Origin of the sequence: Streptomyces sp. NPDC048636, from assembly GCF_040650655.1 — a bacterium.
Taxonomy (GTDB): domain Bacteria; phylum Actinomycetota; class Actinomycetes; order Streptomycetales; family Streptomycetaceae; genus Streptomyces.
The window spans coordinates 1,102,687-1,128,608 of the sequence record NZ_JBEZHR010000001.1 but is presented as its reverse complement, the minus strand read 5'-3'; the positions used below and the strand labels follow the sequence as shown (position 1 = coordinate 1,128,608).

Sequence of the window (25,922 nt, the reverse complement as noted above, 5' to 3'; positions counted from 1 at the left end):
TCAGAGGGCGGGGGCCTCGTTCAGCACCGTACGGCGGGGGTTGGCCGTCTGGACCGGCAGGTCGACGGAGTGCTCCGGCTGCTCCTCGGTCGCGGTCCGCAGCTCCTCGGCGTCCTCGAGATGCGCCAGGGTGGTGCGCCGCGGATTGGCTATGGCGCGGAACATCATCGTCGTCTTCACTGGGTTCATGCCTCGCTGTTGTCGTTTCGACGGGCGGTGTAAAGCGTCAGGCTAGAGGCGGCCTTGCCCACGAAATCGCGGAAAAAGTCGGCGTCAGTATGTGATTTTGCTCACGAATCATCGGGCAAATGCCATATTCAGGACAGTTGATTCAATCGCCCTAAACGGACATTGCCACTCTGAACCTGACGTTCCGCTCTTGATCATCGCTAGCCGGACACGCGAAGTGTGCACGCGACTCGTTCGCAAACGTCCGTTATCGCCGACATGACTTTCTACGTCCGGTAATAAAGCCCGCACACAGCGTCACGCGCATCACAGCCTCACCCCTTGCCCTTGTTGCAGCATCCGGCACTGTGCTGGAATTCCCGGGACCGCCGCGGGAATCAGCCGGCGCGCACGGGGCGCAGAGAGGCGCCGAGCGGCGGGGGTTCCTCTTGTCGATACGAAAGGAAGCGCGCCGGTCACTCACGACCGACAGGGGGGATCGCGGTCCCCCACGACTCGACACCGCCTCACCGTGATTCGGTGAAGCGCCTGGTCCAGAGGTTGCGACGCTAGTGCAGGGACGTTTCAAGAGGGATGGTATGGGGACTCCCCAGGCCCGTCAGGGCCGAGGGGAAGCTTCGGCGGACCCGGAGCCGCGTGGTGGAACCGACCGCGGCTCGATGCCCCAGCGCGCCCAGGGCACCGGCAGGCCCCCGGCCGACCAGGGCTCCGAGTCCGGCGCACAGGGCACCCAGCTGACCGGCAAGCCCGGTGGTGGCGACCCCGCCGAGCAGCCCAAACCCAAGAGCCCCAGCGGGCCCGGCAACCGTCTGGCCCTTCGCAACTGGCGCATCAGCACCAGGCTGGTCTCCCTGCTCGCGCTCCCCGTGGTCGCCGCGACCACCCTGGGCGCCCTGCGGATCCAGGACTCGCTCGACAACATCGAGCAGCTGGACCAGATGAAGCTGCTCACCGAGATGACGCAGCAGGCCACCCAGTTGGCGAGCGCCCTCCAGGAGGAGCGCGACAAGTCGGCGGGGCCGCTGGCGGGCAAGGGCAACGCCAAGGACGACCGGGTCGTCTCCACGCGTGAGGACACCGACCGCGCCATCTCGGCGTTCCGCACCGCCACCGACGACATCGACCCCGGTGAGCAGTCGATGGCCGGTGTGCAGTCCACGCTCGTCGACATCAGTCGTCAGCTCGGCAAGATCAATGAGATCCGTGACACGGCGTACGACAACAGCCAGTACTACTCGCTGACGGTCCAGAACTACAACGAGCTGATCAACTCGCTGCTGTCGCTGTCCCAGGACATGGCGCAGGCCACCAGCAACCGCGCGATGATCAACAACACCCGCGCGCTGGCCACCTTCTCCTCCGCGAAGGAGTACGCCTCCATCCAGCGCGCGCTGATCAGCGCCGCGCTCGCCGACCCGGACGGCGCCGAGTTCTCCGCCAACGACCGCCGCTTCGCCAAGACCGCGGTGGACAAGGAGAACGAGGCCCTCGGCCGCTTCAAGCAGATCCGCCAGGGCAACTCCGAGGACCTCCTCGAGCCGCTGGACAGCCGCCCGGACATCAAGGCGGCGACCATGTACGCGGACCGCGCGGTCCGCGACCCGGACGGTCTGAAGGCGGAGAAGCGCACCGATCTGGACTGGTACGACCAGGACAGCATCAAGATCGAAGAGATGGGCAAGATCGAGGCGACGCTGCTCAGCGAGATGCAGCAGAAGGCTCGTGAGCTCCGTCAGGACGCCCAGCAGGTCGCGATCATCAACGGCGCGCTGATCCTGCTCGTCCTCGGCGTCTCCCTCGTCGGCGCCTTCGTCGTCGCCCGCTCCATGGTCCGCTCGCTGCGCCGTCTCCAGGACACCGCGCAGGAAGTCGCCCAGAAGCGGCTGCCCGAACTGGTCAAGCAGCTCTCCGAGTCCGACCCGCAGGACGTGGACACCTCGGTGGAGTCCGTGGGTGTGCACAGCCGGGACGAGATCGGCAAGGTGGCCACCGCCTTCGACGACGTGCACCGCGAGGCGGTCCGCCTCGCCGCCGAGCAGGCGCTGCTGCGGGGCAACGTCAACGCGATGTTCACCAACCTGTCGCGCCGGAGCCAGGGCCTCATCCAGCGCCAGCTCTCGCTCATCTCCGAGCTGGAGAGCCGCGAGGCCGACCCGGACCAGCTGTCCTCGCTGTTCAAGCTGGACCACCTGGCCACCCGTATGCGGCGTAACGGTGAGAACCTGCTCGTCCTCGCGGGTGAGGAGCCGGGCCGCCGGTGGACCCGGCCGGTCCCGCTGGTGGACGTGCTCCGCGCCGCGGCCTCCGAGGTGGAGCAGTACGAGCGCATCGAGCTCAGCTCGGTCCCGGCGACCGAGGTCGCGGGCCGGGTCGTCAACGACCTCGTCCACCTGCTCGCCGAGCTGCTGGAGAACGCCACCTCGTTCTCCTCGCCGCAGACCAAGGTCAAGGTGACCGGTCACGCCCTGCCCGACGGGCGGGTGCTGGTCGAGATCCACGACACCGGCATCGGGCTCTCGCCCGAGGACCTGGCCGCGATCAACGAGCGGCTGGCCAGCCCGCCCACGGTCGATGTGTCGGTCTCCCGCCGCATGGGCCTGTTCGTGGTCGGCCGGCTGTCCCTGCGCCACGGCATCCGCATCCAGCTCCGGCCGTCCGACTCGGGCGGTACGACGGCGCTGGTCATGCTGCCCGTCGACGTCGCCCAGGGCGGCCGCAAGCCGGGCGCCCAGACCCCCGGCGGCGGTCCGGGTGGGCCGGGCTCCGGCGGACCGGGCAACGGCGGACCGGGGAACGGCTCGGCGGGCCTGCTGGGCTCCGCCCCCTCACGGCGCCAGGTGCCCGGTGCGGGCTCACGCGCCGCGCTGCCCGGCTCCGGCGGTGCGAACGGCCCCGGCGGCGCCGGCACCACCAGCAGCGGACTGCCGACCCGGCCGGTCGGCGCCGGGGCGGGCCCGCAGAGCAGCGCCCCGTCCGGCGGCAGCCTCTTCGACAGCGGACGGCCTCCGGGCCCCCGCGGCAACGGTCCCGCGGGCCCCGGTGGTCCGGGCGGTCCCGGCGGACGGGGCGGCTCCGGCGGCCCCGGCGGTCCGGGTGCCAACTCCGGCCGCCCGCCGCTTCCGCAGCGCGGTGACGGCCCGACCGTCGCCCCGCCCACCGGCGCTCCGGCCCGAGCCGACTCCGGTGACCAGGGCGCCCGTCCGCAGCTCCCCTCCCGTGACCGCGCGCCGGAGCTGCCCGCTCCCACCCAGCCCGGCACCAGCTGGGGCGCGCGCCGCGCCGCGGCGGGCGACGACTGGCCGAGCGCTCCGCGTGACGCGGGCGACGCCCCGCGCGGCCATGAAGAGGCCGATTCCACCGGCCAGTTCGCCCGGCCGGACCATGGCGGCGCCCCGTCGGGGCGGCGTGATCCGTTCGGCAACCGCGGTCCGGGTGACACCGGTGAGTTCCCGCGGCCCGACCAGGGCGACGGCCCCAGCATGTTCGAGCCGCGCCGCGGTCCCGGCGACACCGGTGAGTTCGCGATGCCGGGCCGTCCGGACGCCCCGGGCGCCCGCGGACCGGGCGACACCGCCCAGTTCGAGCGCCCCGACTTCAGCCAGGGACCGGGCGACACCGGCCAGTTCGCACGACCGGAGCTGGGTCAGGGTCCGGGCAGCACCGGCGAGTACGCACGCCCCGACCTCGGCCAAGGCCCCGGCAGCACGGGTGAGTACGCACGCCCGGAGCTCGGCCAGGGTCCGGGCAGCACCGGCGAGTACGCACGCCCCGACCTCGGCCAGGGCCCCGGCAACACGGGTGAGTACGCACGCCCGGACGTCAACGCCATGGGCCCCGGCGACACCGGGGAGTTCCCGCTCCCGCGGGACGGGCGCGGCACCACCGAGCGGGAGGAGGCACTTCCGCCCGCCGGTCCCGGGGACGGCCGTACGCCGATCTTCGACACCATCGAGTCGAACTGGTTCCGCGAGCAGGCCGAGCCCACCGCCCCCTCCGGTGAGGACTCCCGATTCCCCTCGGCGCCTTCGCAGCCCGCGCAGCCGCCCCGCCCCGCCCAGCCGAGCCGCCCCGAGCGACCGGCCGCGCCCGTCACGCCGGAGCAGCCCGTATCCGGGCAGCCCGCTCCGGCCGTTCCCGCCGCCCCTCGCCGCGAGCCGCAGCCGGCGTCCCGGGGCACCGGCGACTTCGCCGGACTGCACGGCACCAACGGCGCGAACGCCGCCGGTCCCGGTGGTCTGAACGGCACCGGTTCCTGGAGTACCTCGGCCAACGACGAGCGCTGGCGCCGTGCCGAGCAGATCCGTGAACCCGCCGCGGGCGGGGTGACGTCGTCCGGCTTGCCACGACGGGTCCCCCGCGCCAATCTCGTGGAAGGTGCCGCACAGTCGGCCCAGCCCGACCAGAGTGGACCGCAGGTGTCTCGCGCGCCCGATGATGTACGCGGGAGGCTGACCAACCTCCGCCGGGGGATCCAGCAGGGCCGTCGGGCCGGAACCGGTTTCGACGGCAATCACGATCGCGGCGTAGGCCCGACTTACCAGCAGGAGCGTTAGTTGAGCCCGATGAGCCAGGCGGCGCAGAATCTGAACTGGTTGATCACCAACTTCGTGGACAACACCCCCGGGGTGTCCCACACGGTGGTGGTCTCCGCCGACGGACTCCTTCTGGCGATGTCCGAAGGCTTCCCCCGTGACCGAGCCGACCAACTGGCGGCGGTCGCCTCCGGCCTGACCTCGCTCACCGCCGGAGCCTCCCGCATCTTCGAAGGCGGCGCGGTCAACCAGACCGTCGTCGAAATGGAACGAGGCTTCCTCTTCATCATGTCCATCTCCGACGGATCGTCCCTCGCGGTCCTCGCCCACCCCGAATGCGACATCGGCCTCGTCGGCTACGAGATGGCCCTGCTGGTCGACCGCGCGGGCAACGTCCTCACCCCGGACCTCCGCGCCGAACTGCAAGGCAGCCTGTTGAACTGACCCACCGACCATCCGCCGCCCGCCCCGCCCGGCACCGCCGGGCGGCCCCCCACCGGCACCGACCGACGGGACGAACCGTCACTTTGTTGTCCGACCGGAGGACTCGATGACCCCGCCCCCTGCCTCGCCCGGCCCGTACGGCGGCCACCACCATTCGCCGTACGGGGGTGAAGGCGACCAGCCATTGGTGCGCCCGTACGCCATGACCGGAGGCCGGACCCGGCCGCGGTACCAGCTCGCCATCGAGGCGCTGGTCAGCACGACGGCCGACCCAGCGCATCTGGCGGGACTGCTCCCCGAGCATCAGCGCATCTGCCATCTGTGCCGGGAGGTCAAGTCGGTCGCGGAGGTCTCGGCGCTGCTGAACATACCGCTCGGGGTGGCGCGGATTCTGGTGGCCGACCTGGCGGAGGCCGGCATGGTGGCGATCCACCAGCCCGGCGGCGGTTCGGAAGCGGGCGGTACCCCGGACGTGACACTGCTCGAAAGGGTGCTCAGTGGACTTCGCAAGCTCTAGCGGTGCGCCGCCCGCCCGGGCGACCACCTCGGCGAAGATCGTGGTGGCGGGCGGCTTCGGCGTGGGCAAGACCACGTTCGTCGGCGCGGTCTCGGAGATCAACCCGCTGCGCACCGAAGCCGTGATGACATCGGCCTCGGCGGGGATCGATGACCTGAGCCATGTGCAGGACAAGACCACGACGACCGTGGCGATGGACTTCGGGCGCATCACGCTCGACGACGATCTGATCCTTTATCTGTTCGGCACGCCCGGTCAGGACCGCTTCTGGTTCATGTGGGACGACCTGGTCCGCGGCGCCATCGGCGCCGTCGTACTGGTGGACACCCGCCGCCTGGCCGACTGCTTCCCGGCCGTGGACTACTTCGAGAACTCCGGCCTGCCCTTCGTCATCGCCCTCAACGGCTTCGACGGCCACCAGCCGTACAACCCCGAAGAGGTGCGCGAGGCGCTCCAGATCGGGCCGGACACCCCGATCATCATCACCGACGCCCGCCACCGCAGCGAGGCCAAGAGCGCGCTGATCACCCTGGTCGAGCACGCGCTGATGGCCCGGCTGAAGTAGGAACCGGCCTCCGGAAGTTCTCCGGAAGTCCTTCTGAGCGGATGTCGGAGCGGGCCGTGTCGGACGACACGGCCCGCTCTCCCGTTCATAACGTTTCGACAGACGAAAAACCCTCTGCCGCCACAGAGTGCGTTCGCTCCGCTCCGTACCGCACTCAATTGGTTCGGTATTTGACACACCTCACCCTTAACGCCCGTTTTATCTCTGGTCTAGACAACGGGCTGACCGTTTTGCGCAGTGTTTGGTAAGCACCTGCGCGGCGTGCTGGAATTCGCTGAACTGGGCAGTAAGGGCTCAGCTGGAACGGCACGACATCAGGTGCCGACGCCGAGAGGTTGTTGGTCGAGTGAGGCGAAGCAAGCCGGACCCCGTGCATGAGGCGCGAGGGAACTTCACCCCGCCGCCGCGTACGCGCACAGCGGCGTCGCCTGCCGATGCGCCGGATCCGCCCGCCGACAGCGGCGGCCGTCTCTCCCCGCGGAACTGGCGGGTACGCACTCGGCTCTACGCGATTCTGCTCATTCCGGTGCTGGTCGCCCTGGTCTTCGGTGGATTCCAGGTCACCTCGTCGGTCAAGACCTGGAGCGAGGCGCAGGACGCCGAGCGCACCGCGCGGCTCGTCCGCGCCGCCGAGGCATACAGCCACGCGATGATCGACGAGCGCGACCGCACCGCCGGTCCGCTGCTCAGCGACACCAACGCCGATGTGGTGCGGGAGGCGCGTTCCGCCACCGACCAGGCGCGCGAGGAATTCAACAAGGCCGCCGAGGACGTACCGCAGACGGCGACCCTCAAGCGGCGCCTCGCGGCGTTCAGGTCGGCGGAACCCCAGCTCACGACGTTGCGCCGGAACGCCTACACCAACCGGCTCAACGGGGTGGAGACCGAAGAGGGCTATGTCGCGGTCCAGCACGCGCTGACCGAGTTCGCCAATGAGCTGGGTCTGGGCACCGGAAACATCACCTCCTACGGCCGTACCGTCTACGCGGTCTCCCTGGCCAAGGGCGCCGAGTCCCTCCAGCGCTCCATCGGCACCCATCTGCTGGTCAAGCCCGGTCCGTCCGCGGCCGAGCGCAAGGTCCAGCTCACCGCCTTCGGCTCGTACGCCTATCTGGAGGGCATCGCGCTCGGGGAGTTCACCTCCGCGGGTATGCCCGAGGACGTCTCGAAGCTCGAGGACACCATGGCCGCGGCCGAGAAGAGTGCCAAGGCACAGCTCGCCGAAGCCAAGCGGAAGGCCGAGTCCGCCGGTCAGAAGTTCACCGCGCCGCCTTCCATGAAGCGGATGCTCACCGCCATCAGCAGTGGAGCCTCACCGCAGGAGCTCAAGGCCCGGGGCATCACCCCGGACGCCTGGTTCAACGCCTCCACGGCCAAGTTCAACGCCTACCGCGAGGTCGAGCAGACTCTGATCGACAAGGCCGTGAACGAGGCCGCGCAAATCTCTTCGGATGCAAAGCGCGATGCGATCGTGAACTCCGTGATCGTGGTGCTCGCACTGCTCGCCGCGTTCGTGGTGGCCGCGCGGATGGCCCGTTCGATGAGCCGGAGCATGCAGCAGCTGCGCAACGCCGCCTTCGACGTCGCCGAGCAGCGGCTGCCCATGCTCGTCGACCAGCTCTCCCGGAACGATCCGGGACGGGTGGACACCCGCGTCACCCCGATCCCGCTCAACAGCCGGGACGAGATGGGCGAGGTGGCCCGCGCCTTCGACCAGGTGCACCGCGAGGCGATCCGGCTCGCGGCCGAGCAGGCGATGCTTCGGGGCAACGTCAACGCAATCTTTACGAACCTTTCCAGTCGCAACCAGGGCCTGATCGAGCGGCAGCTCACCCTGATCTCCGAACTGGAGAGCCGGGAGGCCGATCCGGACCAGCTGGAGCACCTCTTCCGGCTGGACCACCTGGCGACCCGTATGCGGCGCAACGGCGAGAACCTGCTGATTCTCGCGGGCGAGGAGCCGGGCCGGCGGTGGAACCAGCCGGTGCCGCTGATCGACGTCCTGCGCGCCGCCTCCTCGGAAGTGGAATCCTACGAACGGATCGAGCTGGCGGGGATCTCGGAGAGCGAGATCCATGGCACGACCGTGACCGACCTGGTGCATCTGCTGGCCGAGCTGCTGGAGAACGCCACCACCTTCTCCTCCCCGCACACCAAGGTGCGGGTCACCGCGACCCGGCTGCCCGACGGCCGTGTGGTGGTGGAGATCCACGACAAGGGGATCGGGCTCACCCCCGAGGACTTCGCCGACATCAACCACAAGCTGGCCAACCCGCCGACGGTGGACGCCGCGGTGTCCCAGCGCATGGGGCTGTTCGTGGTCGGCCGCCTGGCCGACCGGCACGGCATCCGCGTCCAGCTGCGCCCCTCCGGGGAGCAGGCGGGGACCACCTCACTGGTGATGCTGCCGGAGGGGATCACCCACGGCGGTGGCGGCGAGGAGCTGCCCCCGGACGACTTCACGGTCTCCCGGATCGTCCCCGAGCAGGAGAGCTCCTACCAGGACCGGCCGGCCGTCCCCCAGCGGACCGCCGCCGAGCTGGGCTTCGACGACTCCCCGTACGCCCAGGACCCGTACCAGGGCCAGTACAGCGGGATGGCCGCGCCGCAGGAGCCCCGGCACGACCCGGGCCCCGCACAGCCGGTCCAGCCGTCCTACGAAACCCCCTCCTACGCTGAACCGGAATCGCACTACCGCCCTCAGACGGAGACCGGGCAGCAGCCTTTCGTCGGGTACAACTCACCTTCCCAGCAGGGAGAGTGGGGCGATTCCGGATCATTCGAGATGCCCTACGCATCGCAGTTCGGGACCCAAACGGAATCCGGACCCAGCGCTCCCGAAGTCTCCGGGGAACGCGTAGAGTTCCACCGTCCGGGCACCTCCTCGAACGACAGCCGCTCCCTGACCGACTCCGGACTTCCGCGTCGTGGCAAGCAGTGGCAGCCGTCCGAGGACACTGGGGCACGGGGGGTGACCGGGGAGCCGGCGGCGCCCACGGCGCCGGACGGATCCCCTCAGCCCGCCCAGCAGGAGAACACCGGCCGGGAACAGTGGCAGTCGGAGAACGACCAGCGCTGGCACCGGGCCGAGCAGCTCCGCGAGCCGAAGGCCGGCGGGGTCACGTCCTCCGGTCTGCCCCGGCGGATACCCAAGGCCAATCTGGTCGAGGGCACCGCCGAGCAGTCCGGGCAGGGCGGCCCCCAGGTCTCCCGGGCCCCGGAGGACGTCCGCGGCAGGCTGAGCAATCTGCGGCGCGGTGTCCAGCGGGGACGCAGCGCGGGATCCGGGATCCCCGGGCGTGACCAGCATGACCAACAGGGCTACGGCCCCGGCAGCACCTACGATCAGGAGCGTTAGTGTGAGCCCGATGAGCCAGGCGGCGCAGAACCTGAACTGGTTGATCACCAACTTCGTGGACAACACCCCCGGGGTGTCCCACACGGTGGTGGTCTCCGCCGACGGACTCCTTCTGGCGATGTCCGAAGGCTTCCCCCGTGACCGAGCCGACCAACTGGCGGCGGTCGCCTCCGGCCTGACCTCGCTCACCGCCGGAGCCTCCCGCATCTTCGAAGGCGGCGCGGTCAACCAGACCGTCGTCGAAATGGAACGAGGCTTCCTCTTCATCATGTCCATCTCCGACGGATCGTCCCTCGCGGTCCTCGCCCACCCCGAATGCGACATCGGCCTCGTCGGCTACGAGATGGCCCTGCTGGTCGACCGCGCGGGCAACGTCCTCACCCCGGACCTCCGCGCCGAACTGCAAGGCAGTCTTCTCAACTAGCAAACATGGAGTGCGTTCCGCGCCACCGCGCCATAAGGTGCGGTGGCGCGCATGGCAAGACAGGCGAGTTGGAGGAGGACACGTGGCAACGCCCCCTAGCGGATATCCGTACGGCCCTGGGCAGCCGTCCGAGCCGCGCGGAGAAGCCCCGCTGAAGCGCTTCAACTTCCCCTCCGCGCCCAGCAGCCAGGCCCACTCCCAGGGGCCGGACGACCGGTACCAGCGGCCGCTGCCGCCGCAGCGCCACCCGGAGCAGGGCCGTCAACAGCCGTACCCGCCCTCCTACGCGCCGCCCGGCAGGCCGGAGGGGCCGCGGTACGATCCGCCGCCCGCGCCGCGTATCCAGCCCGTACAGCCGCCCGCGCGCCCCGCCCCGGAGCCCTCCCCCACCGGCGGCACCCACAACCCCCTGGTGCGGCCGTACGCCATGACCGGGGGCCGGACCCGGCCCCGATACCAGCTCGCCATCGAGGCGCTGGTCAGCACCACGGCCGAACCCGCCCAGCTCCAGGGCCAGCTGCCCGAGCACCAGCGGATCTGCCATCTGTGCCGTGAGATCAAGTCGGTCGCCGAGATCTCCGCACTGCTCACCATCCCCCTGGGCGTCGCCCGGATCCTTGTCGCCGACCTGGCCGAGGCCGGACTCGTCGCCATTCATCAGCCCGGCGGCGACGAGACCGCCGGCGGACAGCCTGACGTGACATTGCTCGAAAGGGTGCTCAGTGGACTTCGCAAGCTCTAGCGGTGCAGCCCGCTCCACCACCTCCGCGAAGATCGTGGTGGCGGGCGGCTTCGGCGTGGGCAAGACCACGTTCGTCGGCGCGGTCTCGGAGATCAACCCGCTGCGCACCGAAGCCGTGATGACGTCGGCGTCGGCGGGGATCGACGACCTGACGCACGCGCCGGACAAGACCACCACCACGGTGGCGATGGACTTCGGGCGTATCACGCTCGACCAGGACCTGATCCTGTACCTGTTCGGCACGCCTGGTCAGGACCGCTTCTGGTTCATGTGGGACGACCTGGTCCGCGGCGCCATCGGCGCCGTCGTGCTGGTGGACACCCGCCGCCTGGCGGACTGCTTCCCGGCCGTGGACTACTTCGAGAACTCCGGCCTGCCCTTCGTCATCGCCCTCAACGGCTTCGACGGCCACCAGCCGTACAGCCCGGAGGAGGTGCGCGAGGCGCTCCAGATCGGCCCCGACGCGCCGATCATCATCACCGACGCCCGCCACCGCAGCGAGGCCAAGAGCGCGCTGATCACCCTGGTCGAGCACGCGCTGATGGCCCGGCTGCGCTAGCGGTCCCGGCGGTTCCGCGACACGAGAAATCCCCTGCTCTCCGAGGAGAGCAGGGGATGTCGTGTGTGTGCGTCCTCCGCGGTGGCGCGGGGGCTCAGCCCTGCCAGCTGTGCGGGGCGCGGAAGGCCGACTGGCGCTCCAGGCGACGCCAGCGCGCGGCGCTGCGGCGCGGGCGGACCGAGCCACCGGCGCGGTGGTGGCCGGCGGTGGCGGCGGCCCGGGCGAGGAGGACCGCGGTGACCGCGGCGAGCTCCTCGGCGTCCGCGTGGCCCTTCTCGACGCGGACGAGCGTGGCCGCCGCGGCGGCGGTATCGGCGGAGTCCGAAGACGTACTCATGGTGGGTTTCTCCCTCAGTTCCCTCTGTCGCGATGCCGCGGTCACTGCGGCGGGTTGCCGTGCTTACGGGACGGCAGGTCGGCGTGCTTGTCGCGCAGCATCGCCAGGGACCGGATCAGGACCTCACGGGTGTCGGCCGGGTCGATGACGTCGTCGACCAGGCCCCGCTCGGCCGCGTAGTACGGGTGCATCAGCTCGGACTTGTACTCCTTGACCATGCGTGCGCGCATGGCCTCGGGGTCGTCGGAGTCGGCGATCTGACGGCGGAAGATCACGTTGGCCGCGCCCTCCGCGCCCATCACCGCGATCTCGTTGGTGGGCCAGGCGTAGGTCAGGTCCGCACCGATGGACTGGGAGTCCATGACGATGTAGGCACCGCCGTACGCCTTGCGCAGGATGACCGAGATACGCGGAACGGTGGCATTGCAGTACGCGTAGAGCATCTTGGCGCCGTGCCGGATGATCCCGCCGTGCTCCTGGTCCACCCCGGGCAGGAAGCCGGGTACGTCGAGCAGCGTGATCAGCGGGATGTTGAAGGCGTCGCACATCTGGATGAAGCGCGCGGACTTCTCCGACGCCTCGATGTCCAGCACTCCGGCCAGCGACTGCGGCTGGTTGGCGATGATGCCGACCACCGCGCCGTCCAGGCGGGTCAGGGCACAGATGATGTTGGTCGCCCAGCGCTCGTGGACCTCGAGGTAGTCGCCGTCGTCGACGATCTCCTCGATGACCTTGCGCATGTCGTAGGGGCGGTTGCCGTCGGCCGGGACGAGGTCGAGCAGCGCCTCACCGCGCCGGGAGGCCGGGTCGTCGGACTCGGCGACCGGCGGGTTCTCCCGGTTGTTCTGCGGCAGCAGCGACAGCAGGTAGCGCACCTCCTCCAGGCACGTCTCCTCGTCGTCGTAGGCGAAGTGGCACACCCCGGAGGTCTCGGCGTGCACATCGGCGCCGCCCAGTCCGTTCTGCGAGACCTTCTCGCCGGTCACCGCCTGGACCACATCGGGCCCGGTGATGAACATCTGCGAGGTCTCCCGGACCATGAACACGAAGTCGGTCAGGGCCGGGGAGTACGCGGCCCCGCCCGCGCACGGCCCGAGCATCACACTGATCTGCGGAATCACCCCGGACGCCCGGGTGTTGCGCTGGAAGATGCCGCCGTAACCGGCGAGGGCGGAGACGCCCTCCTGGATCCGGGCTCCGGCACCGTCGTTGAGGGACACCAGCGGGGCCCCGGCCGAGATGGCCATGTCCATGATTTTGTGGATCTTGGTCGCGTGGGCTTCCCCCAGTGCCCCGCCGAAGATCCGGAAGTCGTGTGCGTAGACGAACACCGTCCGGCCGTGGACGGTCCCCCAGCCAGTGACGACCCCGTCGGTGTAGGGCCTCTTCGCTTCCAGCCCGAAGCCGGTCGCGCGGTGCCGCCGCAGCGGCTCCACCTCGTTGAAGGACCCCTCGTCCAGCAGCAGATCGATCCGCTCGCGAGCCGTCAGCTTCCCCTTGGCCTTCTGGGCCTCGGTCGCCCGCTCGCTCGGGCCGCGCCGAGACTGCTCGCGGATCGCGTGCAGCTCGGCGACGCGCCCGCGAACGTCACTCGCCTCAGCGGGCGCACCTTCGAGATTGGTCATGCATCGACGGTACGTTCCCGGACCCCCGGAAGCGCATGTCAATTCCATACAACGTCGGCGGCGTTTTGGTGGGCAGGCGGAACAGAACTGGACAGCAGATTTCGCGGCACCTGGTGCGCCGCACCACATTCGCCGCTGTGGGTCCTCCACAAACTTCGGACCCCCGCACGGTGACCGTACGAGCTTGACCACCCGGATGGTCGGCGTCCGCCCGAGAACCGATCATGGAGAGATGTTGAAAGTTGAACTGGATAGGTCTACGCTCGGCGACATCCGAGGTTGTTCAACGTTCAACCACGCCGACCCGAAGGAGGAGCCATGGCTCTGTTCCGTCGCCACACCACCAGCACGAACCCCGGCGCCGCGGCCGCCGGCTCCGTGATCGCACCGGACCCGGCGCTCGCCGCGCTGACCGGTGACTACACGATCGACCCCGCCCACAGCGCCATCGGCTTCACGGTGCGGCACGCCATGATCACCAACGTCCGCGGGACCTTCTCCGACCACCGCGGCACCCTGAGCCTCGACGGCAGCGACCCGTCCCGTTCGACCGCCTCCATCGACCTCACCGTCGAGAGCGTCGACACCGGCATCAAGGACCGCGACGCCCATCTGCGCAGCGCCGACTTCTTCGACGCCGAGACCTTCCCCCTCATGACCTTCCGCAGCACCGCGGCGGAGCGGCTCGACGGCGACCGCTACCGGATCACCGGCGATCTGACCATCAAGGACGTGACCCGGCCGCTCTCCATCGACCTGGAGTTCAACGGTTCGGCCACCGACGTGTACGGCAACGAGCGGGTCGGCTTCGAGGGCGGTACCGAGATCCTGCGCTCCGAGTGGGGGCTGACCTGGAACGCCGCGCTGGAGACCGGCGGGGTGATGGTCAGCGACAAGGTCCGGCTGACCTTCGACATCTCCGCGATCAAGAACACCGCGCAGGGCTGATCCGAGCCTCCCCACGCGCGCGAACGCGTGGGCATCGGTCCCGCGGCCCCGGCAGAGCCATGCCCCCAAGGGCGATGCCGGGGCCGTGGCCATCTCTACTCCCGCGGTTCCACCCCGGCCCGCAGCAGTCCGTAGGCGTAGGCGTCGTCCAGGGCCTGCCAGGACGCGGCGATCACGTTCTCCCCGACGCCGACCGTCGACCACTCCCCCTTGCCGTCGGTGGTGGAGACCAGCACCCGGGTCGTGGACTGCGTACCGTGCTTGCCCTCCAGGATGCGGACCTTGTAGTCCACCAGCTCCAGCGCGGCCAGTTGCGGGTAGATCCGCTCCAGCCCCACCCGCAGCGCACGGTCCAGGGCATGGACCGGACCGTTCCCCTCCGCCGTGGTGACGATCCGCTCCCCCTTGGCCCAGAGCTTCACGGTGGCCTCGTTGGCGTGGGTGCCGTCCGGGCGGTCCTCGACGATCGCCCGCCAGGACTCCACCCGGAAGAAGCGGCGGGCCCGGCCCTCGGCCTCCGCGCGCAGCAGGAGTTCGAAGGAGGCGTCGGCGGCCTCGTAGGTGTAGCCCGCGAGCTCCCGTTCCTTGACCCGCTCGACGACCCGGCCGACCAGCGCACGGTCATCGCCCAGGTCGATGCCCAGCTCCTTGCCCTTGAGCTCGATCGAGGCGCGGCCCGCCATGTCCGAGACCAGCATCCGCATGGTGTTGCCGACCCGCTCGGGGTCGATGTGCTGGTACAGGTCCGGGTCGATCTTGATGGCCGAGGCATGCAGCCCGGCCTTGTGGGCGAAGGCGGAAACACCCACATAGGGCTGGTGGGTGGAGGGCGTCAGATTGACGACCTCGGCGATGGCGTGCGAGATCCGGGTCATCTCCGCCAGTGCGCCGGGGGGCAGCACCGCGCGGCCGTACTTCAGCTCCAGCGCCGCGACGACCGGGAAGAGGTTGGCGTTGCCGACCCGCTCGCCGTAGCCGTTGGCGGTGCACTGGACGTGGGTGGCGCCCGCGTCCACGGCGGCGAGGGTGTTGGCCACGGCGCAGCCGGTGTCGTCCTGGGTGTGGATGCCCAGGCGTGCCCCGGTGTCGGCGAGGACGGTGCGGACCACCGCGTCGATCTGGCCGGGGAGCATCCCGCCGTTGGTGTCGCACAACACGACCACCTCGGCGCCCGCCTGGTGGGCGGTGGCCACGACCTGCTTGGCGTAGCCGGCGTTGGCGCGGTAGCCGTCGAAGAAGTGCTCGCAGTCCAGGAAGACCCGGCGGCCCTGGGAGCGCAGATAGGCGACGGTGTCCCGGATCATCTCGAGGTTCTCCTCGAGCGAGGTGCGCAGGGCCAGCTCCACATGGCGGTCATGGGACTTGGCGACCAGCGTGATCACCGGTGCGCCCGAGTCGAGGAGCGCCTTCACCTGCGGGTCCTTCTCGGCGCTCACCCCCGCCTTACGGGTCGCGCCGAAGGCCACGAGCAGGGCGTGCTTGAAGTCGATCTCCTCGCGGGCCCGGGCGAAGAACTCCGTGTCGCGCGGGTTGGCTCCGGGCCAGCCGCCCTCGATGAAGCCCACGCCGAAGTCGTCGAGGTGACGGGCGATGGTGAGCTTGTCCGCGACCGTCAGATTGATGCCCTCGCGCTGCGCGCCGTCGCGCAGTGTGGTGTCGAAGACATGGAAACCGTCGTCGGGCAGATCCTTCATGGTGGTCGGGCTCCTGTCGGATGGATCTCGGTCTACCGGAATAACCGGTTCCGCGCCCTCCTATGATCCCTCACGCTCCGCATCCGGTGGGATGGTCCGGAAAACGAAAAGACCCCTCGCGGGTGCGAGAGGTCTGCGCGCGGGTCTGGGGCACGGTGTCCGCGCCGTACCGGGTCGTACGGGGCGGTCACTGCGGACCGGCGCGCCTGCTGCCAATAATCATGGCGAACGAGAGCACGGGGGCAGTCTGGCACATTCCGCCCCCGGGCTCCCTGCCGTCTCAGTATGCGAACGCGGGCGTCAGCCCAGGCGGTGCATCCAGCCATGGGTGTCCGGGGCGGCGCCGGTCTGGATGTCCAGCAGCGCCCGGCGCAGCTTCATGGTGACCTCACCGGGCTCCCCGTCGCCCACCGTCCAGCTGCCGCGGGCGGACTTCACCGAGCCGACCGGGGTGATGACGGCCGCGGTGCCGCAGGCGAAGACCTCGGTGAGGGAGCCGTCCGCGTTCCCCTCGCGCCAGTCGTCCACCGAGATCCGGCCCTCGGTGACCTCATGGCCGAGGTCGGCGGCGATCCGCAGCAGCGAGGCGCGGGTGATCCCGGGCAGCAGCGAACCGGACAGCTCGGGGGTGACGATGCGGTCCCCGTACACGAAGTACAGGTTCATCCCGCCCATCTCCTCGATCCAGCGGCGCTCGATGGCGTCCAGCCAGACCACCTGGTCACAGTCCTGGTCGGCGGCCTGCGCCTGGGCGACCAGCGAGGCGGCGTAGTTGCCGCCCGCCTTGGCCGCACCGGTGCCGCCGGGGGCGGCGCGGACGTACTCCTCCGAGAGCCACACCGAGACCGGCTTCACCCCGCCGGGGAAGTACGCCCCGGCCGGGGAGGCGATGACCACGAACAGATACTCGTTGGCGGGCCGGACGCCGAGCCCGACCTCGGTGGCGAACATGAACGGCCGCAGGTAGAGCGACTCCTCACCGGTGCCGGGCACCCACGCCCGGTCCTGGGTGACCAGCGCGTCACAGGCCGCGATGAAGGTCTCCACGGGCAGTTCGGGCATGGCCATCCGGCGGGCGGACGCCTGGAAGCGCTCGGCGTTCTGCTCGGGGCGGAAGGTGGCCACCGTGCCGTCGGGCTGCCGGTACGCCTTGAGCCCCTCGAAGATGGTCTGCGCGTAGTGCAGCGTCATATTCGCCGGGTCGAGCGGCAGCGCGGCGTACGGCACGAGCTGGGCGTCGTGCCAGCCGCGGCCCTCCGTCCACTTGATGGTCACCATGTGATCGGTGAAGTGGCGGCCGAACCCGGGGCTGGCCAGGATCCGCTCCCGCTCGGCGTCGGAGAGCGGGTGGGACGAGGGCTTGAGCTCGATCGTGGGCGTCGTCATGAGTGGTAGTCCTTCACCGTTCGGTTGTCACGGACCGCGCTCACACCGTCCTGACCGTGATGATCCGGTACGAGGACGTCCGAGTTTCGCTTCGCACAGCGGCCCCACCAGGATTATCGCCTAGGTGGGGCCGCGGGAAGAGGTGTGCGGGTTGCGCGCGGCCCAGGTTCGATGGTCGCAGCCGGCCGCGCGGGGGCACCGGCCGGGTCAGCCGGATACCCGGGCGGCGAGCGCGTCGCCGATCTCGTCGGTGGTGCGGGGGGTCCCGGCGTCCCGCTCGGCGAGGTCCCCCGCCACCGCGGTCTCGATCCGGGCCGCCTCCTCGGTGTGGCCGAGATGCGACAGCAGCAGCGCCACCGACAGCACGGTCGCCGTCGGGTCGGCCTTGCCGGTGCCCGCGATGTCCGGCGCCGAGCCGTGGACCGGCTCGAACATCGAGGGGAAGGTGCCGGAGGGGTTGATGTTCCCGCTCGCGGCGAGCCCGATACCACCGGTGACGGCGGCGGCGAGGTCGGTCAGGATGTCGCCGAAGAGGTTGTCGGTGACGATCACGTCGAACCGCTCGGGCTGGGTGACAAAGAAGATCGTCGCGGCGTCGACATGCAGGTAGTCGGTGGTGACCTCGGGGTACTCCTGGCCCACCCGGTCGAAGATGTTCTTCCAGAGGTGACCGGCGTGCACCAGGACGTTGTTCTTGTGCACCAGGGTCAGCTTCTTGCGCGGACGGGCGTCGGCGCGCTCGTACGCGTCGCGTACCACCCGCTCCACGCCGTACGCCGTGTTCAGGCTGACCTCGGTGGCCACCTCGGCGGGGGTGCCGGTGCGCAGCGAGCCGCCGTTGCCGACGTACGGGCCCTCGGTGCCCTCGCGGACGACCACGAAGTCGATGTCGGGGCGGCCGGCCAGCGGGGTCGGCGTGTTCGGGAAGAGCTTCGAAGGACGCAGGTTGACGTAGTGGTCGAAGGCGAAGCGGAGCTTGAGGAGCAGCCCCCGCTCCAGCACCCCGGAGGGCACCGACGGATCGCCGATCGCGCCGAGCAGGATCGCGTCATGGTCCTTCAGCGACTCCAGGTCGGCGTCCGGCAGGGTCTCGCCGGTGGCGTGCCAGCGCCGGGCGCTGAGGTCGTAGTTCCGGGTCTCCAGCTTCACGTCCTGCGGAAGCGCGGCGGCGAGGACCTTGAGGCCCTGGGCCACGACCTCCTGGCCGATACCGTCACCGGGGATCACTGCGAGGCGAAGGGAGCGAGACATACCGGGACCCTACTCCTCGTCCCAGAGGTTGACATGGACTGTCCGCCATTCGGACAGCCCGTCGCCCCGTCAACCGGTAAGCCGCCGTTCACCCCCTGTACGGCGGGTGGTTGACCGCCCGGGGGAGATTCCGGGACATGGACACTCCACGGTTCGGCATCCCCGAGGCACTCGCACGCCGGATGAGCCTCGCCGAGCAGCATGAGTATCTGCGGGCGAAGCTCTCCCGCCGGAAGGTGCTGCGCGCGGGCGCGGCCACGGCGGGCGCGGCCGCCAGCGCGGGGCTGCTGGGCGGCTCGGCCTGTGCCACCGGCGCCCGGCCGTCCCCCGCGGCGGCCCCGGTTCCGCGCCGGGCCACGGTGGACGGCGCGCTGGTGGCACCGTTCGGCCGCCATCTGGCGTTCGGCGCCGACCCCAGGACCCAGATGCGGATCTCCTGGCAGGTGCCGCTGGCGGTGCGGAGGCCCTATCTGCGGATCGGCCCGGGGCCCGGGCAGCTGACCCGGAAGGTCGAGGCCGAGGTGCGTCCGCTGCACACCCCGGCGCTCGGCGACGACCTCCCCGCGGTGGACCAGTACTACCTGCACGCCGCGGTGGACGGGCTGAGCCCCGACGTCACCTACTACTACGGCGTGGGCCATGAGGGCTGGGACCCGGCCGACCCCCGGCGCGTCTCCTCGCTGGGCACCTTCCGCACCGCGCCCGAGCGCCCGGTGCCGTTCGTCTTCACCGCCTTCGGCGACCAGGGCGTGAGCTATCACGCGCTCGCCAACGACCGGGTGATCCTGGGCCAGAACCCGTCGTTCCATCTGCACGCGGGCGATCTGTGCTACGCGGACACCACCGGCCACGGGAAGAAGTCCGACCTGTACGACGCGCGGGTCTGGGACTCCTTCCTCGCCCAGACCGACGCGGTGGCGGCCACCGTGCCCTGGATGGTGACCACCGGGAACCACGACATGGAGGCGTGGTACTCCCCCGACGGCTACGGCGGTCAGCTGGCCCGCTGGTCACTTCCGGGGAACGGACCCGCGCCGCGCACCTCGCCCGGTGTCTACTGGTTCGTCTACGGGAACGTGGGCGTGGTCGCGCTGGACGCCAATGACGTCAGCTACGAGATGACCGCCAACACGGGCTGGAGCGGCGGGGAGCAGACCCGCTGGCTGGACCGGCGGCTGGCGGAGCTGCGGGCGCGGGCGGACATCGACTTCGTGGTGGTCTTCTTCCACCACTGCGCCTACTCCACGACCAGCTCCCACGCCTCGGACGGGGGCGTACGCGACGCGTGGGTGCCGCTGTTCGACCGGCACCAGGTGGACCTGGTGATCAACGGCCATAACCATGTCTACGAGCGCACCGACGCCATCCGGGGCGGGAAGGTGGCCCGCGAGGTCCCGGTCGGCGGCCACGCCGACGCGGCGCGCGACGGGATCGTCTATGTGACGGCGGGCGGGGCGGGCGCGGATCTCTACTCCTTCCCCGTACCCGACAGTTACGAAGGGAAGGTCGAGGACCTCGACGAGGTGAAGACCTACCACTGGACGAAGGACGGGGAGAAGAACCGCGACACCGTGGACTGGTCCCGGGTCCGCTACACCGGCTTCTCCTTCCTCGCGGTGGAGGTGGAGCCCGGCGCCGACCCGAAGCTGAAGGTCAAGGCACTGGCGGAGTCCGGTGAGCGCGTGGATCACTTCACGATCACGCGCTCCCGGCGTCAGTGACCGGTGGAGCCGCCGTTGTCCCGGCGGTCGAGCGCGCGCTGGAGCGCGGCGGCCGCCTTCTGGCGGTCGGTGTTCTCGGTCTTGCGGCGGACCCTGCGAATGGTCGTCTCGGCCATGATCACGTCTCCTTGGCTCAACCCCGGAAAGGAACCGGGGGGAATCCCCGAGAGGGTGGCAACCGGAAGGGGGCGGGGGCCTGGGCGCGGCAGGGGTCACCTGCGGAAATGCACCGGCCACGGCCGCCGTCGCTCGATGGAGCGAGACGTTCGGTCTCCACAAAAGTACGACAGCCGGGCTTCGCTGTCTGCACAATTAGTCGGACGTCCTACTATCTGAGACGCAAAAAACGGCCGATGGGAATCCACCGGCCGTCCTGCTGTCCGTGGCGGAGCCACGGCGGTCCCGTCCTGATGATCGAGGCCGACCCCCGTCCGACCTCGACCACCCTGGCCGAATCCCGTACCGCCGTGGGTGACCTCGCGTCCGGTTACCCACGTAAACTGCGGTAAATAATGCCTACTTGATTGCCTGACGCTAGCACCGTCACCGCTCGGGCGTCCACAGCTTTACGGCGTATTCCGCCTCCGCACGCACGCCGCCCCCGGCCGGTGCTGGACACGGCCGGGGGCGGGGTTAACGGGCGCGGAGCGCGCCGGGCAGGTCAGCCCATGTGCGGGTAGCGGTAGTCCGTCGGCGGGACCAGGGTCTCCTTGATGGAGCGGGTGGAGGTCCAGCGCATCAGGTTCTGCTTGGCGCCCGCCTTGTCATTGGTGCCGGAGGCGCGGCCGCCGCCGAACGGCTGCTGGCCGACCACGGCACCGGTGGGCTTGTCGTTGATGTAGAAGTTGCCCGCCGCGAAGCGCAGGGCCTCACAGGTGGCGGCGGCCGCCGCGCGGTCCTGGGCGATGACGCAGCCGGTCAGACCGTAGGCCGAGGCCGACTCCATCTGCTGGAGCATCGCGGCATAGCCGTCATCGGTTTCGTCCTCGTAGACGTACACGCCCAGGATCGGGCCGAAGTACTCGTCCTTGAAGATCTCGTTCTCCGGGTCGGTGGAGACCAGGACGGTCGGCCGGACGAAGTAGCCCTCGCTGTCGTCGTAGGTACCGCCCGCGACCACCTCGATGGTCGGGTCGGCCTTCGCCCGGTCGATCGCCGCCTTGTTCTTGGCGAACGAACGGTCGTCGATGACCGCGCCCATGAAGTTGCCCAGCTCGGACACATCGCCCATGGACAGCCCGTTGACCTCGGCGGCGAACTCCTCCTTGAGACCGCCCTCCCACAGCGAACGCGGGACGTAGGCGCGCGAGGCGGCGGAACACTTCTGGCCCTGGAACTCGAAGGCGCCGCGGGTCATCGCGGTCTTCAGCACCGCCGGGTCCGCGGACGGGTGGGCGACGATGAAGTCCTTGCCGCCGGTCTCGCCGACCAGCCGCGGGTAGGTCTTGTAGTTCTCGATATTGGCGCCGACCGTCTTCCACAGGTACTGGAAGGTACGGGTGGAGCCGGTGAAGTGGATGCCCGCGAGGTCCGGGTGGGCCAGCGCCACCTCGGAGACCTCCTTGCCGTCACCGGTGACCAGGTTGATGACGCCCTTGGGCAGCCCGGCCTCCTCCAGCAGCCGCAGCAGCAGCACGGCGGCGTGGGTCTGCGTCGGGGACGGCTTCCAGACCACCACATTGCCCATGAGGGCGGGGGCGGTGGGGAGGTTGCCCGCGATGGCGGTGAAGTTGAAGGGGGTGATCGCGTAGACGAACCCCTCCAGCGGCCGGTGGTCGGAGCGGTTCCAGACACCGGGCGAGTTGGCCATCGGCTGCTCGGCCATGATCTGGCGTGCGAAGTGCACATTGAAGCGCCAGAAGTCGATCAGCTCGCACGGGGTGTCGATCTCGGCCTGCTGGGCGGTCTTGGACTGCCCGAGCATGGTCGAGGCGGCGAGGGTCTCCCGCCACGGGCCGGAGAGCAGATCGGCGGCCTTGAGGATGACCGCGGCGCGGTCGTCGAAGCTGAGCGCGCGCCACGCCGGGGCGGCGGCAAGCGCCGCGTCGATCGCGTCCTGCGCGTCGGCCTTGGTGGCGTTGGCGTAGGTGCCCAGACGGGCCGCGTGGTTGTGCGGCTGTACGACGTCGAAGCGCTCGCCGCCGCCCATCCGCCGCTCGCCGCCGATGGTCATCGGCAGCTCGACCGGGTTCTGGGCCAGCTCCTTGAGCTTGGTCTCGAGGCGGGCGCGCTCCGGGGTGCCGGGGGCGTAGGTGTGCACCGGCTCGTTCACCGGGACGGGGACCTGGGTGACGGCGTCCATGGTGGCCGTTGTCTCCTTCGATCGTCGGGTTACGAGATGAGGTCTGCGGGAGTCTGCGGGCGGGACGGTCAGCCGCGGCTGGCCAGCGAGCGCAGGAAGAACGTGAGGTTCGCGGGGCGCTCCGCGAGGCGGCGCATGAAGTACCCATACCAGTCTGTTCCATACGGGACGTAAACCCGCATCCGGTGCCCCTCCGCCACCAGCCGCTCCTGCTCGGCCTCACGGATCCCGTAGAGCATCTGGAACTCGTACTCGTCCAGCTTGCGGCCGACCCGGCGGGCCAGCTCCTGGGCGATGGCGACCATACGCGGGTCATGCGAGCCGATCATGGGGTAGCCCTCGCCGGCCATCAGGATCTTCAGACAGCGCACATACGCCCGGTCGACCTCGCGCTTGTCCTGGTAGGCGACGCTCGCGGGCTCCTTGTACGCGCCCTTCACCAGCCGCACCCGGGAGCCTTCCCCGGCCAGTGCCCGGCAGTCGTCCTCGGTGCGGAACAGATACGACTGCACCACCGCGCCGGTCTGCGGGAAGCGGGTGCGCAGCTCGCCGAGGATCGCCAGGGTGGAGTCCACGGTGGTGTGGTCCTCCATGTCCAGGGTGACGGTCGTCCCCGCCTCGGCGGCCGCCTCGACGACCGGGGTGACATTGGCGAGCGCCACATCGTGGCCGCCGGGCAGCGCCTGGCCGAAGGCCGACAGCTTCACCGACATCTCCGCGCGGGGGCCGAGCCCCTCGGCGGCCAGCGCCTCGGTCAGCGCGAGATAGGCGTCCCGGCTGCGCAGCGCCTCGGCCCGGTCGGTGATGTCCTCACCCAGATGGTCGAGGGTGACCTCCAGCCCGCGCGAGGTCAGGGACCGCACGGCCGCCATCGACTGGCCGAGCGCCTCCCCCGCCACGAACCGGTCCACCATCTGGCGGGTGACCGGCGCGGCCGAGACGACTCGACGGATGACAGCACTGCGCGAAGCGGCGAGCAGTACGGGTCCCAGCACGGGGCACCTCCACGATGACAGCCGTCGAACGGCACCAACAACTCACCGTGAAACCTAAGGATCTCTCGTATCCGCGACCATCGACAGCTGTCCTACATCCGTGTCCGGGATCTCAGACATCTGTATGAGAATGAGGGAGACGGATCCGGGAAGGAGGCGAACGGCCGGTGCGGGACGACTATCAGCAGCTGGTGGACGAGATCACGGCGGCGCTCGGCGCGCCGGCGACCCTGGAGAACCGCGACTTCGCCCTGATCGCCTTCGGCGCGCACGACAGCGGGGACGCCGAGGAACCGGCGCTGGACCCGGTGCGCACCCGCTCCATCCTCCAGCGGCGCTCGACGGCGGCGGTGCGCGCCTGGTTCGAGGCGTTCGGGATCGCCCGCGCCCAGGCCCCGCTGCGGATCCCACCGGACCCGGCGGCCGGGGTCTTCATGGGCCGGATCTGTCTGCCGGTGCGCCACCGCGGTGTGGTGCACGGCTATGTGTGGCTGCTGGACGACGGCCATCTCTCCGACCTGGAGCTCGGCGGCCCCTCGGAGGCGCCGGACCCGCGGCTGGCGCGGGCCATGGACACCGCTTCCCGGATCGGTGCCCTGCTGGCGGCGGAGGCGCGGGCCGGGGAGGAGCTGGGCGAGCTGCTCGGCGAGCTGCTGACCGGGCCGCCGGGCGGCCGGGACGCGGCCCGCGCGGGGCTGCGGGCCGCGCTGCGGCAGTCGGCCGACGGCCCGCTGGCGCTGGTGGCGGTGGTGCCCTGGACCCCGGACACCGGTGTGGACACCGACCACCCGGGGCTGCCCCGGCTGCCGGGGATCGCGGCCGCCTGTGTGGTGCCCCGCGCCGGGGACGTCACGCTGGCCGCGCTGGTACGGCTGCGGGCCGCCACCGCCCTGGATCCGGCCCGCGCCACCGCCGAGCAGCTGCTGCGCTCACCCCGGGCGAGCGCCCCGAGCGCGCCCGGCCCCGAGCTCCCCCCGGGCGGCGGCCGGGAGACCGCCGCGGGGGTCTCCGGGCCGCGCCGCGGCCTGGACGAGCTGCCCACCGCCTGGGGGGAGGCCGTGTCCGCGGCCCGCGCCGCCCGCGCGGACGCCAGGCTCGGACCGGTGGCCGAATGGACCGCCATCGGCCCGTACCGCCTGCTGGCCGACCTCCCGGCGACCCGGCCGGACCCGGCCGTCCGCCCCCTGCTGGAGCGTTCGCACGCCGAACTCGCCCGCACCGCCGAGGCGTTCCTCGACTGCGCGGGCCAGGCCGGCCGCACCGCGCAGCTGCTCGGCATCCACCGCCAGACGCTCTACTACCGCCTCTCCCGTGTGAAACAGCTGACCGGCCTCGACCTGGACGCGGGCGAGGACCGGCTGCTCCTCCACATGGCCCTCAAAGCGGCCCGCCTGAGCCCGCCGGGCGGCCCGGACGGCGGCTGACGGCGCCGGGGCCGGGACCGCCCCGGGGACAGGTCACCTCACCGGTCACCTCACCGGTCACCTCACCGGGAACGCCACATCGCAGACCTCGTCCTCCGGGCCCGCCGCGCACCAGTCCGCGAAGTAGACCTCGCGGCAGGGGCCGGTGACCGTCAGACCCTCCTCGGCCGTCCAGCGCTCGACCGCGTCGAACGCCGAGGCGATCTGTGGAAAGGCGACCTGGGCCTTGGTCAGCCGGGTGTACGCCAGCCGCTGGGCGGGCTCGTGGCGAAGCGTCACCTCACGGCCGTGCTCGGCGGCGTACTTCTCCGCGGCGGCGCGGTCGGCGACCGGGACACATGCCTCGGCCGGGCCGTCGCTCTCCTCGCTGACCTCGCTGTGATAGAGGACGAAGGGCGGCCCGGCGACCCCGCCGCAGGCCGCGGCGGCGGTCTCCAGCCTGCCGAGCGCGGCGCCGATCCACGCGGGGAGGTCGTCCACGAGCAGATGGTGGCGCTCGGTGAGCACGGTCTGCTCGCCGACCTCAGCCATCGTCATCTCGTACATCTCGGTTCTCCTGCCTGCCAGCCGGTCACGGAGGTGTACCGCGAGGGCCCGCTGCCGGGCGATGCGCTCCTCGACGGCGGCCCAGTAGTCCGCCGCCTCGTGCGCCGCCCGCTCCCCCGGGAGGTCCAGCACCCGGCCGATCCGCGCCAGCGGCATGTCCAGCCGCCGCAGCAGCGCCACCAGCCGGGCCCGCTCCACCTGGTCGGCGCGGTACCAGCGGTAGCCGGTGGTCTCGTCGACGTGATCGGGGGCGAGCAGCCCCAGCCGGTCGTACAGCCGGAGCGCCTTGGGTGACAGCCGCGTTCTGCGCGCGAACGCGCCGATGCTGAGCAGGGGTGTGTCCACGGTGGTGATCCTCCGTCC

The 25,922-nt window shown here is 70.6% G+C and carries 21 protein-coding genes; 11 read left to right on the top strand and 10 right to left on the bottom strand.

The annotated features are described in order from the left end of the window. Nucleotides 1-180: a hypothetical protein gene (locus AB0C66_RS05115; RefSeq protein ID WP_362433393.1), complete on the bottom strand. Its 180-nt coding sequence runs from the start codon at nt 178-180 to the stop codon at nt 1-3. A gap of 587 nt (nt 181-767) precedes the next feature. Here AB0C66_RS05115 and AB0C66_RS05110 point away from each other — a divergent pair. The 8 genes from AB0C66_RS05110 to AB0C66_RS05075 all read left to right on the top strand — a co-directional run bounded on the left by AB0C66_RS05110 (nt 768) and on the right by AB0C66_RS05075 (nt 11,330). Then, on the top strand, nt 768-4,742 hold the full coding sequence (locus tag AB0C66_RS05110) for a nitrate- and nitrite sensing domain-containing protein (RefSeq protein WP_362432938.1): 3,975 nt from the start codon (nt 768-770) through the stop codon (nt 4,740-4,742). A gap of 9 nt (nt 4,743-4,751) precedes the next feature. After that, nucleotides 4,752-5,165 carry a roadblock/LC7 domain-containing protein gene (locus AB0C66_RS05105; RefSeq protein ID WP_009714795.1) on the top strand — a complete coding sequence of 138 codons (414 nt, stop codon included), beginning with the start codon at nt 4,752-4,754 and terminating at the stop codon, nt 5,163-5,165. Nucleotides 5,166-5,271: 106 nt separating this feature from the next. Next, complete coding sequence (locus AB0C66_RS05100; RefSeq protein ID WP_362432935.1) at nt 5,272-5,682, top strand: DUF742 domain-containing protein; 411 nt, start codon at nt 5,272-5,274, stop codon at nt 5,680-5,682. Further along, the gene (locus tag AB0C66_RS05095) at nt 5,663-6,247 is read left to right on the top strand and encodes an ATP/GTP-binding protein (protein ID WP_362432933.1); all 585 of its coding nucleotides are present in this window, start codon (nt 5,663-5,665) and stop codon (nt 6,245-6,247) included. The genes AB0C66_RS05100 and AB0C66_RS05095 overlap by 20 nt, the downstream gene beginning before the upstream one ends. A 346-nt stretch (nt 6,248-6,593) precedes the next feature. Then, nucleotides 6,594-9,605 carry a nitrate- and nitrite sensing domain-containing protein gene (locus tag AB0C66_RS05090; protein WP_362432930.1) on the top strand — a complete coding sequence of 1,004 codons (3,012 nt, stop codon included), beginning with the start codon at nt 6,594-6,596 and terminating at the stop codon, nt 9,603-9,605. Nucleotides 9,606-9,615: 10 nt separating this feature from the next. Beyond that, nucleotides 9,616-10,029, top strand: coding sequence for a roadblock/LC7 domain-containing protein (locus AB0C66_RS05085; protein WP_009714795.1), 414 nt, complete (start codon nt 9,616-9,618; stop codon nt 10,027-10,029). A gap of 82 nt (nt 10,030-10,111) precedes the next feature. Beyond that, nucleotides 10,112-10,771 carry a DUF742 domain-containing protein gene (locus AB0C66_RS05080; RefSeq protein WP_362432928.1) on the top strand — a complete coding sequence of 220 codons (660 nt, stop codon included), beginning with the start codon at nt 10,112-10,114 and terminating at the stop codon, nt 10,769-10,771. Beyond that, complete coding sequence (locus tag AB0C66_RS05075; RefSeq protein WP_078510301.1) at nt 10,752-11,330, top strand: ATP/GTP-binding protein; 579 nt, start codon at nt 10,752-10,754, stop codon at nt 11,328-11,330. Before AB0C66_RS05080 ends, AB0C66_RS05075 begins: the two co-directional genes overlap by 20 nt. A gap of 94 nt (nt 11,331-11,424) precedes the next feature. On the opposite strand, the gene AB0C66_RS05070 is transcribed toward AB0C66_RS05075, so the two are convergent. After that, on the bottom strand, nt 11,425-11,667 hold the full coding sequence (locus AB0C66_RS05070) for an acyl-CoA carboxylase subunit epsilon (protein WP_362432926.1): 243 nt from the start codon (nt 11,665-11,667) through the stop codon (nt 11,425-11,427). 41 nt (nt 11,668-11,708) lie between these two features. Continuing rightward, nucleotides 11,709-13,292, bottom strand: coding sequence for an acyl-CoA carboxylase subunit beta (locus AB0C66_RS05065; RefSeq protein ID WP_362432923.1), 1,584 nt, complete (start codon nt 13,290-13,292; stop codon nt 11,709-11,711). A 318-nt stretch (nt 13,293-13,610) separates the two neighbouring features. Between AB0C66_RS05065 and AB0C66_RS05060 the strand changes: the two genes are divergently transcribed. Continuing rightward, on the top strand, nt 13,611-14,240 hold the full coding sequence (locus tag AB0C66_RS05060) for a YceI family protein (RefSeq protein ID WP_362432921.1): 630 nt from the start codon (nt 13,611-13,613) through the stop codon (nt 14,238-14,240). Between the two features lie 95 nt (nt 14,241-14,335). Here the strand turns inward: AB0C66_RS05060 and cimA are convergent, their stop codons facing one another. From cimA to AB0C66_RS05045, 3 genes are all read right to left on the bottom strand, one after another. Next, the gene (cimA, locus tag AB0C66_RS05055; RefSeq protein ID WP_362432919.1) at nt 14,336-15,934 is read right to left on the bottom strand and encodes a citramalate synthase; all 1,599 of its coding nucleotides are present in this window, start codon (nt 15,932-15,934) and stop codon (nt 14,336-14,338) included. A 300-nt stretch (nt 15,935-16,234) separates the two neighbouring features. Beyond that, complete coding sequence (locus AB0C66_RS05050; RefSeq protein WP_362432916.1) at nt 16,235-17,320, bottom strand: branched-chain amino acid aminotransferase; 1,086 nt, start codon at nt 17,318-17,320, stop codon at nt 16,235-16,237. Between the two features lie 207 nt (nt 17,321-17,527). Then, nucleotides 17,528-18,571, bottom strand: a complete 1,044-nt coding sequence (locus tag AB0C66_RS05045; RefSeq protein ID WP_362432914.1) for a 3-isopropylmalate dehydrogenase — start codon at nt 18,569-18,571, stop codon at nt 17,528-17,530. 137 nt (nt 18,572-18,708) lie between these two features. On the opposite strand from AB0C66_RS05045, the gene AB0C66_RS05040 reads away from it, so the two are divergent. After that, nucleotides 18,709-20,292, top strand: a complete 1,584-nt coding sequence (locus tag AB0C66_RS05040) for a metallophosphoesterase family protein (protein WP_362432912.1) — start codon at nt 18,709-18,711, stop codon at nt 20,290-20,292. Here the strand turns inward: AB0C66_RS05040 and AB0C66_RS05035 are convergent. The 3 genes from AB0C66_RS05035 to AB0C66_RS05025 form a co-directional block, all read right to left on the bottom strand. Then, nucleotides 20,286-20,408, bottom strand: coding sequence for a hypothetical protein (locus AB0C66_RS05035; RefSeq protein ID WP_362432909.1), 123 nt, complete (start codon nt 20,406-20,408; stop codon nt 20,286-20,288). The two genes, AB0C66_RS05040 and AB0C66_RS05035, sit on opposite strands and share 7 nt — an antisense overlap. A 545-nt stretch (nt 20,409-20,953) precedes the next feature. Continuing rightward, entirely contained in the window at nt 20,954-22,594 is a 1,641-nt protein-coding gene (gene pruA / locus AB0C66_RS05030; protein WP_362432907.1) for an L-glutamate gamma-semialdehyde dehydrogenase, read from the bottom strand. A 68-nt stretch (nt 22,595-22,662) separates the two neighbouring features. Beyond that, nucleotides 22,663-23,589, bottom strand: coding sequence for a proline dehydrogenase family protein (locus tag AB0C66_RS05025; protein WP_362432905.1), 927 nt, complete (start codon nt 23,587-23,589; stop codon nt 22,663-22,665). A 167-nt stretch (nt 23,590-23,756) separates the two neighbouring features. On the opposite strand from AB0C66_RS05025, the gene AB0C66_RS05020 reads away from it, so the two are divergent. Further along, nucleotides 23,757-25,013, top strand: a complete 1,257-nt coding sequence (locus AB0C66_RS05020; protein ID WP_362432902.1) for a helix-turn-helix domain-containing protein — start codon at nt 23,757-23,759, stop codon at nt 25,011-25,013. 57 nt (nt 25,014-25,070) lie between these two features. Here AB0C66_RS05020 and AB0C66_RS05015 read toward each other — a convergent pair whose 3' ends face one another. Further along, nucleotides 25,071-25,904, bottom strand: coding sequence for a MerR family transcriptional regulator (locus AB0C66_RS05015; protein ID WP_362432899.1), 834 nt, complete (start codon nt 25,902-25,904; stop codon nt 25,071-25,073). Between the last annotated feature and the right edge of the window lie 18 nt (nt 25,905-25,922).